Here is a 12,872-nt window from a genome sequence, read left to right as displayed (position 1 = left end):
AAACTGTAGATTCTATCAGATCTTTAGATATGTCTTTTATACTAACGAAATGATCCATAATTGTTAGTTATCCTTACATTCATTAACGTGTTGATTTAATGTGTTTATATGACCACTAAATGCAATCCATTTCATTTGTTTTTGTGATGAAATGAGACTCAGTGCATAGTAAAAATTTGTCCATCATATGGGTTCAAAAAATTGAAGCTGAATGACTAACTTTTATAGGAAACTGAATAGTATGAAATACCCAGCCCCTTTAATCGCCGGAAGCACGATTGGTGTAACGGCATTTTCTTCTGGAATTAGCGAAGCGCATGAATCGCGGTATCAATTTGTTCTCGAATATTTCAACTCGTTGCAGTTTAGAGTGATAGAAGGGAATTGCCTAAGAGGGCAGAGTAAACACGTCAGTGCTTGTGCCGAAGAAAGAGCTTCTGAACTGATGCAGTTTTTAATGGATGATGAGATCGATGCGATTGCGCCACCTTGGGGTGGTGAGTTGGCAATGGAACTGCTTCCATATCTTGATTTCGAAAAACTCGCTAACGCGAAACCCAAATGGATACTGGGTTTTTCCGATATTAGTACAATCACATCGGTGGTTACTTCTAGGCTGGGCTGGGCTACTGTGCACTGTTCAAACTTGATGGATCTCACTCAAAATGCGACAGACCCTTTGGTATTAAATACTTTATCGCACCTTTCACAAAATGAAGGGGAGAGCTTTACCCAGTTCGCTTCTGAAAAGCATACAAAGACATGGCCACCAATTACTGAGAACCCACAAGCTATATTGGAATGCAACATCAATACCGAATGGAAATGGCTCGTAAAGCCCGAATCAGGATACTGCTTAGAAGGTCGATTACTTGGCGGATGCTGGGATACTCTGCATCATTTGTTTAATACTGAATATCTCGATCTCAATGCTTTTGCAAAGAAAGCGCCAAAGGGTATTTTGTTGTATCTAGAAAATGCAGAAATGCCGCCAGTTGAACTTGCTCGTGCAATTTTAAACATGAAGTTTAGGCAGGTATTTAGTTCCGTTAACGGGATCTTAATTGGGCGAAACTGTGCCAAAGATACCAGTAATAATGAGCTTAGTTACCTAGAAGTATTAGAAAGGCATTTGGGTAACCTAGGTATTCCAGTGATCTACGACATGGATATTGGGCATGTTCCTCCTAACTTAACCCTAATCAATGGTGCGGTAGCCAAGGTGACTTTGGATGATCGTGGAGCTGGCGCTATCGAACAGACCTTAATCTAGTTCGAGTTAATGTTGCTCTACCAACAGACATCCCATGGTGCGGTTTAAGCTATAAGAATGAATCGCCATAGTGAAGATTAGTGTGGTTGCAAGAGCTTAACTTGCTCACAAATGAAATCGACAGCGGCTTTGATTTTAGGAATTGAGTATTCGAGTTTTTGATAAAGTAGGAAAATGGCAAAATCTCTACCGTGGCTTATTTGCAAGGGTTGATCGAAGGCTAACTCTTGCAATACGCCTGATTCAAAACTGGGCTGAAGTACCCATTTAGGCAGCATCAGTATGCCTTCACCATGTATGGCTTTGTTTAGTAACCAATGTCCGTTATTACTTACCAGTTTCACCTTTCCAGACACGTCTTGCCATTGCCCGTCAATTTCACTTAACCAAGGTGTTGGACCGACAGGGGTTTTAAAAAATAAACCTTGATGATGAACGAGATCGGAAGTGCAAGTAGGCTTACCATTTTGCTGGATATAGATTGGAGAAACGGCAGCAACGAAATCATTATTCATTAACTTTTTGGCGACGACGCGTTCGTCTGGCGCGTAGCCACCTCGTATGGCGATATCCACATCATCCTTTTCCAGTTTTGAAAGCTCATCACTTAACACGACATCAAGAATAACTTCGGGGTAGTGCTTAGAAAAGTCGTCGAGAATAGGCAGAAGAATGCTTTCACCAAACCCGACCATAGCACTGATTTTCAATACACCTGTCGGTTCACTTTGATAATGCTTAACCAGTTGATCGGAAAAGTGCACTTGTTCAATTATATGCTGGGCTTGCTGGTAGTATTGCTTGCCTACCTCTGTCAGCGAGATAGATCGAGTGCTTCGGACAAGTAACTGTGCGCCAAGCTCGGCTTCGAGATCGGCAATTCGTCGTGAAATGGAAGAAGCAGGAACATGGTAGTGGTTTGCTGCTGCTGAGAAACTCCCTTTTTCTACTGTTTCTACGAAGTAGGATAGTGCTTTTAGTTTGTCCATATTATTGCCTTTAAAGCAAAAGTGATTCGCTTTATACAGCCTATTTGTAAATGAATCATTGTGCAATACTGCTTACACGATCTAAGGAGAAAACAATGACGCTAAATAAAGAAATTTTGCTTACCGCACGTCCAGACGGCAACCCTATTGGACCTCACATGTTTGAGGTTATTGAGAGTGAAACTCCAGCACTTTCCGAAGGACAGTTCCTTATTAAACAAACTCATATGTCGATGGATCCTGCCATGATAGGTTGGATGATGCCGGATGAAGAAAGCTACATTCCACCTGTAGCATTGAACACTCGTATGCGCTCTAGCGGTTTTGGCGAAGTCGTAGCGTCTGAAAACTCTGAGTTTGCCGTGGGCGACAAAGTGATGGGAATGATGGGCTGGACTGAATACGCACTGACCAATGGTCAGGGTATCAACAAGGTGTCGAATGACATCGATGCAGAAACGGCACTTTCCGTTTTCGCCTTACCAGGTTTAACCGCCACTCAAGGGCTACTTAATATAGGTAAACCCAAGTCGGGTGAAACACTAGTAGTAACTGGTGCTGCAGGTTCGGTAGGCTCCATTGTTGGCCAGCTTGCAAAAGCAGAGGGCTTACGTGTAATTGGTGTGGTTGGAAGTGACGAAAAAGCAGATTGGATAGTCAATGAACTAGGCTTTGATGGGGCAATCAATTACAAGAAAGATGACTTGAAATCTCAACTCGAATCATTGACGCCAGATGGTGTGGACCTGTTTTTTGAAAATACAGGTGGTCCTATTCAGCACCATATATTTGACCGAATGAATGCTCACGGAAGAATTGTTGTGTGCGGTATGATCGCCGACTATACAGCTTCAGAACCTTCAGCAGGACCCAACTGGATTCCATTAATCAAAAAGCGAATCACGGTACAAGGTTTTGCCATGCCGGATCACCTTCATCAGATTCCTCAGTTGTTAGAAAAGCTAACACCGTATGTCATGAATGGACAGATTCAGTACAGAACACATGTATTGAATGGACTTGAAAGCGCAATGTCTGCAATGAATCTTTTCTTTACTGGCGAGAACAAAGGCAAGCTTTTGATAAAGCTTTAAGCTTTTATCGGAGAGTCACTTTTCATGTCGAGCAGTAGAATTATGTAAACCCTGAGCTCGACATGAAAATCATTCTAAAAAGTATACCATTCTAAAAGTTTATATTTATTAGTTAGTTAAAGTAATACAATAGTCAGCGTCTCATAAATGTAACATTTCTTTACCCGTTCATTCCTCAAAGTATAATCGCGCCAAATTAACGATAATGATAATTATTACCATTGGTGGCGGTCGTGAAAATGTTTACCACTTCAGTGTCTTTATTCTCGCTAGGTTTGATGAGTTCGGGCAGCCTTATCGCGGAAGAAAAAACAAAAGATTTAACCCTTAAGCTTGGTGCGACTGAGCACATTGAATTAAATGTTGAAGCTCGTGAGACGACTCGTATTTCGGTCACTTCAAACCGCTCTCAGTACATACGAGGTACATTTTCCTACGATGGTGATCTCGCCAGTATCAAAGTTTATCGCAGTGACCAGTCATTATCTAAATCGTTGTTTAATAGCGTGCAAGCTAGAGATTTACAAACAAGAGATACACATACAAGTGAGCCACAAGATCTAACGACCCATTCCTCTCAAAAGAGAATCGAAGAAGAAATCTATCTTTATCTTCAACACGCCGATACGTATTCGATTGAGGTTAAGGCAGGGAATAAGGCATCCAATGTTCAATTTTCGCTTCGGAATGTCCCACTAAAAGAAGATAGAGTCGTCAACCCATCAGAACCAATCCTGAGTCCAAGGCTGAAAAGGTTGCAAAACGCAATTGATGACAATGAAACCTCGGCAGAAGAGAGGTTTTGGACAGAGATAGAAGCGCATGGCACACCACTCATAGAACCCCAATCCGGCGATGAAGTTCTTCTTACTTTTCTATGGAAAGGTGACGTAAACAACGTCCGCTTATTGGGTGCGCCATACGATGGGCACGCGCATTTGTCACGTATGGAAAACAGCAAGACTTGGTATAAATCATACCGAGTGCCTAAAGATTTTCGATTGTCTTATCAAGTTGCGCCAAACATGCCTCGGTTAGAGAGCCCGCAAGGGTGGGAGCAACGCAGGGCAATCTTGGCAACTCTACAAGCCGACCCAAACAATCTTAACCCTTGGCCAGTTCCCGAAGAGGGGCGAGTTTACTCTACAATTGAAAGTGGAAATCCACCGAGTGCCCATTGGTTAGACGGTGCCGTATCCCAACAAGGCAAATTGACTCATCATACCTTTTCTAGCGAGCTGTTAGGTAACTCTAGAAAGATATCGATTTACCGTCCTTTTAACGACCAAAAATTGAATGCGGATACGCCACTGCTGATCTTGTTCGATGGCGATGCCTTTTTAGATAAAGGGCTGACCCCATTCGTATTAGACGCCCTCATAGAAGCGGGTGAACTTGCTCCAATGAGAGCCGTGTTTGTTAACAACCCTTCACGAAAGCTTCGAGGAACCGAGCTGCCACCCAATCCGGAGTTTGCAAAAATGATGGCAACTGAGCTTATGCCTTGGTTGGCGAAACATCACGAAATATCGCCAAACTCTGAACAGGTCGTCCTTTCTGGCGCGAGTTATGGCGGGTTAGCATCGCTTTATATAGCGCACCAGTATCCGGATGTTTTCGGCAAGGTGCTGAGCCAATCGGGATCGTTCTGGTGGTCTCATGAAGACGCTGAATGGCTAACAAAGAAAATCTCACAAAGCCCCCACAAACCTATTCAAGTTTATCTGAATTCCGGTCTTTTCGAAGTCAAACCAGACTTCGCCAATATTTTGGGGACCAATCGAAACATGCATCAAGTGCTTAAAGATAAAGGCTATCAGGTGATGCTAAAAGAATTTGCCAGCGGACACGATTATTTCAGTTGGCGTATTACGTTGGTCGATGGGCTTAAACGCTTGTTTCCAATGCCAGTAAAGTAGTAAATCATAAAGGACGAATAATGAAACTGTTGAAGTTAAGCTGCGCAGTCGCGGCAGCGCTATCAGTTGCACCTGCCGTAGCTCAAGAAAATGCTCAAGATGAGGTTATGGTTGTTACAGCAACGACAAATCAGGTATCCATTGAGCAAGCACCTGCTTCGGTCAGTGTGATTACTTCAGAGGAAATCAGTAAAATTCCTGCAACGGATATTACGAAAGCGTTGGGGAAAATCGCCGGCCTTCAGCTCGACTCGCGTGGTGGGGATGAGCCTTCTATTAAAATCCGCGGTTTAGATTCGGACTATACGCTGATCTTAGTAAACGGAAGAAAAGTGAACTCAAAAGACGCCATTGTTCGTGGTTCGTTCGACATGTCGAGTATTCCAATGAGCGCGATTGATCGTGTTGAAGTGGTTCGTGGTCCTATGTCTACGCTATACGGAAGTGAAGCCATTGGTGGTGTTGTAAACATTATTTTGAAACAGCCAACGGACGAAACGTTTGTTGCTGGTAGCTTGGCGTTTTCAAAGCCTCAAAAAGATGGTGGAGAACTAGCGAGCTATAACTTGTTTGCTAGCGGTTCTGTGATTCCTGATAAGTTACTTTTTAATACGTCGATAGATGTGAGTGATCGTAAAGTATGGCAAGCCAGTGATGAACGCACTGCGACTTCAGCGGTTCAAGAAGGGCAAGAAAGAACAAGTTTTGATACCACCCTAACTTGGCTCGCAACTGAAAAAGATACTGTTCTGTTTGATCTAGGTTACGTGAAAGACGACCGTGTCGCTCCATGGCCAGGCTCAGGTACCAGTTACTACGAAAGTCAGCGTTCTGACCTAGGTGCAGGTTACGAGCGAGTATCGGGTTGGGGTGTTTCCAACCTGAACTACTATTTCGAAAAAGCAGAAATCATTGAAGATAACGCTCACCCAGCGCTTCCAGATGTTATGACGGGCACGCAAACCAACCATAACGTAGATGGCAAAACTGTTTTAGCCTTGGGTAGCCACATACTAACCGCTGGGTTTGATTTCAGCCACACAGAAATTACCCACACCAAGTTTTACACCGACAGCGAGAAAAACCATCAGGCGGCGGTATATCTGCAAGATGAATTTTCAATAAACGACGAACTGACGTTAACGGCGAGCGGTCGTTACACCAAGCATAATGAGTTTGGTAGCCACTTTAGCCCACGAGCGTACCTTGTGTATTCAGCGACAGAAAATCTGACGATCAAAGGTGGATACGGAGAGGGCTTTAAAGCACCAGCTATTTGGCGTTCTTCAGATAAGTTCTTCATGATCAGCTGTCGTGGTAGTTGTTACCTAACAGGTAACCCAGATCTCAAACCAGAAACCTCTAAGTCTCTTGAGTTAACAGCGGTATACACGCAGCCAACATGGTTTGTGCAAGGTACGGTGTATCAAACCAAGCTGAAAGACATGATTGATCGCGACTTGGATTCAAACAAGGGAACCTCGCCAGACGGTAAAAAGATCATTACCAACATCAACCGTAATGAAGTGGAAACAAAAGGCTTTGAAATTGAAGGGGAGATCGATCTTTCCGATACGGTGTACCTAACAACCAACGCAACCTATACAGACAGTAAAGATACGAGAGCCGATGAAGAACTGCCCTTTACACCAAAATGGGCGGCGAATGCGGGCTTGAATTGGGCAACATCTGATGAGTTATCATTGTTTACCGACGTGAAATACACCGGAAAACAACTTAACTGGAGCCGAGAAGATTTGGCAGGTTTCACTACCGTTGATTTGGGTGGTCGTTACCAAGTGAGTGGTAATTTTGCTGTTAAAGCCGGTATTACCAATCTAACGGATTACCGCTTCGACGAGCAAGATGTCGATTACGGCTACGTAGATACTGGACGTACTTTCTACGCTGCTATCGATTTTGAGTTTTAATATCTTAATGATTAGTATTAAGCATTAAGCATTAAGCATTAAGCATTAAGCATTAAGCACTTAAAGCCTGAATTTTGTTCAGGCTTGTTACATCTATTACTTTTTTAACTTATATAAAATAACGTTTTTTGTGTGATATTGCTTTTATAAATAAATATAGAGTAAGTTTTCTTTCACTATTAATAATAGATATGATCTAATTTCTAAATTTGATTTTTGTTATGTCTGAGCTTATGAAATAGCCTCCTTATTCCGATTTTTACACATGTATGGAATAATTGATGAAGCATAATATTTTGTATTTATTGATTTTTGTTTCTTTTTTTGGTTTTTCTAGACAATTAGATAACCTTATTTCTGACTCAGGGTATGGTTCAGTTTTACATCTTTCACCTTATCACTTTAAGTACTCTCACCCCGAAGTTCCCAATATTACTATTGAAACAGAGATGAAAAAAGATACTTTAAAAATCAGTTTTAGTACTGGAAGCTACCAAGAGTTATCAGAAGGAAATATAACGAGATACTCTCAATCAGTAGATACCAGATTGAGTTATAAAGTAAGTGATGAAATAATTCCTGATTGGAATTTATCTTCAGAAGAACAACTACTTCTTTACTATCAGAATCAATATTATGAATTAATTCAATCGCAATACGTTCCTGACGAAAACTACGATGACTTGACCAATCCTGTTTTGTTATCGGAAGATCTTAACATACCTCTCAAAGCAGAGATGAGTAAGATGCAAGCTATGAGCGGTGGTCGATGCGCTCAGCAACAAAATTTTCTAACGAATAGGGGATACGGTGGATTTAGTAATTTTGATAGCTGTGTGGCGTCTCAAAAAAATGCATTGTATATCGCAACTTTAAATGCATCCTTGAAGTGTGGAGCACGTCCAAGCTCAGTTTCGTGTCATAGAGCCGGTCAGGCTCAAGCTGAAGCCGCAATAGCGTACACTACAAAAGCTGAAAGCTGTAATAGATCTTACAAAGCAGCTCAAGATTCACTAAAAAATTGCAAAGATAAATGCTACGCATGTCATAAGTAATTGTCTTTAAATTAATTTTAACAAAATTTACTCTAAGGCGAGGCGGCACTTTTTCTGCCGTTTCGCCGATACAAGTTAATCACCGATTAAAAAAATAAACAACAGCTTGAATTTAATTTAATGAGTTATGCTGTTCCTTACTCAAAGTTTAAGTTAATAAATAAAGTAAACGTAATTCTTCATTAGTCTTTAATACCCAACTTCACTCCTAACTAAGATAATAATTTGTCGCGATATGGCAGGATAAATAGAGAGATAGGGAGGTTGAAATGGATAAATTAGACGAAAAACAGCGCAAATTCAGCAGAATAGTCATCTTCTATCCACTTGGTGTGTTTGTGGTTTCGTTACTAATAAATTGGGTATTCCTAGATGTAAGACCTTTAACAGCGAGCACCCCTGATAATTCCATCAATGGTTCGTTGGCTGTCTCTGGGGTGATTATGTTGATTAATCATGTTTGGTTGATGACATCGACTGAGTTAGTGAGAGTGAGGTATAGAATCTACGCCACACCGGAAGAGTGGAAAGCAAGCGATTCCAGCATAGAAGATGTGTCAGACGTTGGCTGGCAAGAATTAGAGCGAGTTCAAAATGCTCACCGCAACACTAATGAGAACACCGTTTATTTCCTCGCTTTAGTGTTGCCGTTTGCACTTTCTAGCCCACCTTCGGTTACTGCTTACCTATGGATTGTTAGTTATGCGTTAGCTCGGTTAGGGTATACGTACAGTTACTTGAGTGGGCGTGATAACTTACGTGGTTTGTTTATTACGTTAGGGCTTTTGTCTTTGTTTGGAATTGCGAGTTACTTCTTAATGGCTTTATTGCGTTAGCCTTTATAACCAAACATCTCATGGTTACTTGGGAGCGGATGAAAAATGGCTCAAAACCTCTGATTCCGTCATTGTTGGCGTGTTGTTTGAAAAACAGTAGTAACTTGGCTTAATGTCGATGAAATACTGCATTGCCATATCCAATGCTTCCCATTGGGAAAATAGCCCAGCAGGAACATTAAATTGATTCGTTTGTTTGAATCGACTGTACAAATGCGTACCACAATCTAAGCAAAATGCGCGTACTGCCCACTCTGAAGAGTCGTACTCCTTGACGTATTCTTTCCCAGTAATATCGACTCCTTCTCCACACGGTATCATGAGCGAAGGTCCACCATTCCATGTTTGGCAAGAATGGCAATGGCACACATTAAATTTGGGGCTAGGAGAGGTCACGGTGAGCGATACTTTGCCACAAAGACATTGGGTTGAGGATGACATAATGGGATCCAGAAAGTTGACTGAGCCATTAAAATACTCCGCCTTACTGACAAAGCGTGTCAGGACAGCGGGATGTGAACAGCCAGTGTTACCGTTTTTGTGAATAACAGGAAATATAGGGGGGACAGACATCCCCCTTATTCAATTCATTATTAATGAAACAGTAGCAATGTCCCCAAACTGGATAAAGCGATGGCTAATAAACTTGCCGACAAAGCATGCTGTACTGAGGACTTAGAGACGAATTGTTGCACCATTGCCGAAGTGGCGAACTGACGACCTCCCCAATCCATTGACTTAAAATCAAAGCAAAGCGCTAAGAACAGTAAGTGGCTAGCCGTAATTATGCGAGCGTGAAAAAAATCATCTGCATGAATGGCGATAAAGTAGGAGGCAATGTGGCAAGACATAAGCGTGAGTTTAGGAAGTACGTACCTGTACTCCACAAACAACAACTGTACTAACCATGCGCCATAAATCACTTTGAGTTGCCATGGTAAGGCTTGACCAAACAAAAGCAGTGCGCCATCACCTTCTAGCTGAGTCTGAGTACTTTCAATGATCCAGTAAGCAATAGCCGCGGCTAAACACAGTGAAATTAACGCCGACATCGTTGCCTGTTTCCTTAACTGAACAAATATAAACCCGCCAGCTTGAAATAAGAAAAAGACAACTAACCCTTTATCGATGAAGCCAACTTGGATCCAATGGCTTATTGCCAAAAAACACAGTAAATTAAACCCTGTTTCTAAAAACAGGATGCGTTTTATTTCGTCGTCGTTGTCGACCTTTTTTATGAGCGGCCAAAAAACGATCGGAAAGACCAAGGTTAGCAACAGCGTCATGAGTACGGAGCTTTGTATTAGCTGATAGAAACCACTGCCATAGATAAAACAAATCGCTAAGAACAGAATTGAGGAAAGTGGTGCATAAACACGGTTGTTCATGCGACATCCTCTTTTGCACTCAGCTGTTCAGCACTTAATCGGACCGTTTCAATACAACGCTCGAGAGTCACGGGGACATGCCAAGTTTGTTTTGAATCTGAGAGGTACTCTCCAACCAAAAATAGATTGTGAAAGGCGTCAACCGATAAGGATTGCATGCTTTTTGCTGTCGGGTGAGTTAGAGCGTGTTGAATAACCCAGCGTTGTTTGTTTCCCTGATCGTCTCTTACGGTGCCGCCTTTAAACCATGTTTTGTAGCTTGTTTCTAACTCTTCCTCTGGAACCAGTTTTGCGCCTAATCCAACATGAAAACTCATAAAAGCGTCTTCTTCGGTTAAAGATGTATTTCCGAAGAGTTGCGTTAGCAATTCAGTTCGCACTTCATGCTCGTTACATTCCAGCATAGGGCGTTGGTATACGTCCCCCAAGGCATGGTTTAAATCAGTGGCAGTAACGGACAAGCAAACTCGCTCAACTTGTCCCACTTTTCTACTTGTAATGTGGTAACTCAATCCCCACGGCGAGTCGACCGCTATGCCCACAGTTTTCCCCTTTAAACTGGCAGGCATTTGAGAAAAATGAAATTGGAAACCGTGGCTAAATACGTAGCTGTAGTCCAATGCTTTACTGTGATTACCGAGCAGTGCTTCAGTGACATGAGCAGGCAAAGCCAGCACAAAGAAATCGGCTTCGATAGTTTCCCCCTCTTTTGTGATAGCACTAGAAATCGATGTGGCAGATTCATTCTGTTTCAGCGAGGTGACTTCGCATCCGAGGTAAAAATGCACACCACTTTGTATTAGATGCTCGGTAAGAGGAGTAATAATGGCATCGCCAATAGGTTCGCGAATTCCCAGGCTGTATGCGTTTGGAGAGTCTGGGTGAAACGTGCCCGTTTTGTTGTTGAGCAGATCTAACACGGATAGCGCTGGTGTACTGTCTGTTGCACCAATCCAACCTAGTAGTACGGGTTTTAGGAATTGAGATAGCCTAGGTCTTTGCTGATATTCAAAATATTCACTAACGGGTGTTTTCAGCAATTTTTCCGCAGAAAAGGTTTGTTCTAACTGTTTTTTAAACCAAAGCACGTCTTGAACAGGTACCTTTGAGTAGAGCATCGCGTAGGCAGATTTGGCATCATCCATGAGCTTTTCGACGTGACGAAAGTAGCGACGTTGAAATTGCATGGTTTTGCCTTTTTTGCCCCACACAAACTGCACTTTGTCTTGCGGGTACAAAGAGTCAAAGCAGCTTCCAGTCTCCGTTGGGATTTCCTTTAAAAAGTTAAGTAAATTATGGTTTTTTGCAAACAGTTGTCTGTGAGTGAGTTCGTGTACACACCCATGAACAACTGTACCCAAGCATTTCCCCCCGGTTTGCTGTTCCTTATCGTAAATGGATACATTGTATCCACGCTTACGGCATTCATGAGCCATGGCTAAGCCTGAAATCCCCGCACCTAATATGGCAACATGCGGGCGATTTAAGCGGTTTTTGTGAGAGCTTGTCATTTTTTGATTTCTTCTTTTTTAGGTACGTTCAAATAGGGTATGAGCGTTGTCGGTGTGCTTTGATTGGGCTTCCATTAACTATTAAATCAATGACAAATACCGCATAAGATACTTACGGGTAACGCATGATTTTTTCGTTTAGGCAGCAAGAATAGTGGAATCTCAATCGCGTCTTGAACGGGAATGTTCCCAAAAGAATTTAACTCATTGGACCTGATAGTCTCAATCCGCTGAATTCCTACAAATTTGTGAGAAATCAGCTAGCTAGAACTGGTGGGGGATAAAGCTAACGTTGTAAAATCCTTTTTAATCAATAGGTTGTATATGGCAGGTGTTGATATGAGTTAGGTTGCTATTCGTGTTGTGTTTGTATGGAAATATGCGTTTAATTCCAGATTAACAAAATAGCAAAATTTTTTTTACGGAAAGGGCGAATTAACCTATTTATATTTAAGTATTTAATATCAATAAATTACGAGTGTTTGGGCGATTTTATAGACGGCGAGAGCAATCAAATTCGAAAGAGAGGTATACCGTAACTAAAGCCAGCCCAAATGGCTGATATCTTACAAAGTAATAAGAGCTTTGATAATTATTGGATTGGTATCGTCAAATTTGGTCAATAACGTCAAATATCCGCCATCGTGAATACTATTCTTATCGCCTCAAGTAAAAAGCGAGCTATACCCAAGTGACCTCAAGGTGCAGGATTCAGAGCCTCATATTCTGTTTCAATTCAAGGAAAAGAACGCAGCGGAATGACGAGTCCTTTCCAAGTTCTTAGACGATGAAGTGGGGCAGAATATGGGCTCCCGTGGGCCAGTTAACTCTCGCTGAACCTAGCATCTTGAGGTTACTTGGGTATATATTGCTCGC

10 protein-coding genes are annotated in these 12,872 nt (G+C 42.0%); 6 read left to right on the top strand and 4 right to left on the bottom strand.

Annotated elements, in window-relative coordinates:
• Window positions 1-241 precede the first annotated feature (241 nt).
• Entirely contained in the window at window positions 242-1,273 is a 1,032-nt protein-coding gene (locus Q8W40_RS27135; RefSeq protein ID WP_305401991.1) for a S66 family peptidase, read from the top strand.
• A gap of 77 nt (window positions 1,274-1,350) precedes the next feature.
• Here Q8W40_RS27135 and Q8W40_RS27130 read toward each other — a convergent pair whose 3' ends face one another.
• On the bottom strand, window positions 1,351-2,262 hold the full coding sequence (locus Q8W40_RS27130) for a LysR family transcriptional regulator (protein ID WP_305401990.1): 912 nt from the start codon (window positions 2,260-2,262) through the stop codon (window positions 1,351-1,353).
• Between the two features lie 95 nt (window positions 2,263-2,357).
• On the opposite strand from Q8W40_RS27130, the gene Q8W40_RS27125 reads away from it, so the two are divergent.
• The 5 genes from Q8W40_RS27125 to Q8W40_RS27105 all read left to right on the top strand — a co-directional run bounded on the left by Q8W40_RS27125 (window position 2,358) and on the right by Q8W40_RS27105 (window position 9,097).
• The gene (locus Q8W40_RS27125) at window positions 2,358-3,356 is read left to right on the top strand and encodes an NADP-dependent oxidoreductase (RefSeq protein ID WP_305401989.1); all 999 of its coding nucleotides are present in this window, start codon (window positions 2,358-2,360) and stop codon (window positions 3,354-3,356) included.
• Window positions 3,357-3,595: 239 nt separating this feature from the next.
• On the top strand, window positions 3,596-5,275 hold the full coding sequence (locus tag Q8W40_RS27120) for an alpha/beta hydrolase-fold protein (RefSeq protein ID WP_305401992.1): 1,680 nt from the start codon (window positions 3,596-3,598) through the stop codon (window positions 5,273-5,275).
• 20 nt (window positions 5,276-5,295) lie between these two features.
• Window positions 5,296-7,206 carry a TonB-dependent receptor domain-containing protein gene (locus tag Q8W40_RS27115; protein ID WP_305401988.1) on the top strand — a complete coding sequence of 637 codons (1,911 nt, stop codon included), beginning with the start codon at window positions 5,296-5,298 and terminating at the stop codon, window positions 7,204-7,206.
• Between the two features lie 281 nt (window positions 7,207-7,487).
• Entirely contained in the window at window positions 7,488-8,261 is a 774-nt protein-coding gene (locus Q8W40_RS27110) for a hypothetical protein (protein WP_305401987.1), read from the top strand.
• A 269-nt stretch (window positions 8,262-8,530) separates the two neighbouring features.
• Window positions 8,531-9,097 (top strand): MAPEG family protein, encoded by a 567-nt coding sequence (locus Q8W40_RS27105; protein ID WP_305401986.1) that lies wholly within the window; start codon window positions 8,531-8,533, stop codon window positions 9,095-9,097.
• Between the two features lie 24 nt (window positions 9,098-9,121).
• On the opposite strand, the gene Q8W40_RS27100 is transcribed toward Q8W40_RS27105, so the two are convergent.
• The 3 genes from Q8W40_RS27100 to Q8W40_RS27090 all read right to left on the bottom strand — a co-directional run bounded on the left by Q8W40_RS27100 (window position 9,122) and on the right by Q8W40_RS27090 (window position 11,996).
• Window positions 9,122-9,538, bottom strand: coding sequence for a GFA family protein (locus tag Q8W40_RS27100; protein ID WP_305401985.1), 417 nt, complete (start codon window positions 9,536-9,538; stop codon window positions 9,122-9,124).
• 152 nt (window positions 9,539-9,690) lie between these two features.
• Window positions 9,691-10,485: a hypothetical protein gene (locus Q8W40_RS27095; RefSeq protein ID WP_305401984.1), complete on the bottom strand. Its 795-nt coding sequence runs from the start codon at window positions 10,483-10,485 to the stop codon at window positions 9,691-9,693.
• On the bottom strand, window positions 10,482-11,996 hold the full coding sequence (locus Q8W40_RS27090) for an FAD-dependent oxidoreductase (RefSeq protein WP_305401983.1): 1,515 nt from the start codon (window positions 11,994-11,996) through the stop codon (window positions 10,482-10,484). The genes Q8W40_RS27095 and Q8W40_RS27090 overlap by 4 nt, the downstream gene beginning before the upstream one ends.
• Window positions 11,997-12,872: the final 876 nt, after the last annotated feature.

This window comes from Vibrio penaeicida, from assembly GCF_030689305.1.
Taxonomy (GTDB): Bacteria; Pseudomonadota; Gammaproteobacteria; order Enterobacterales; family Vibrionaceae; genus Vibrio; species Vibrio penaeicida_B.
This window is presented reverse-complemented; position numbering and strand designations above follow the sequence as displayed.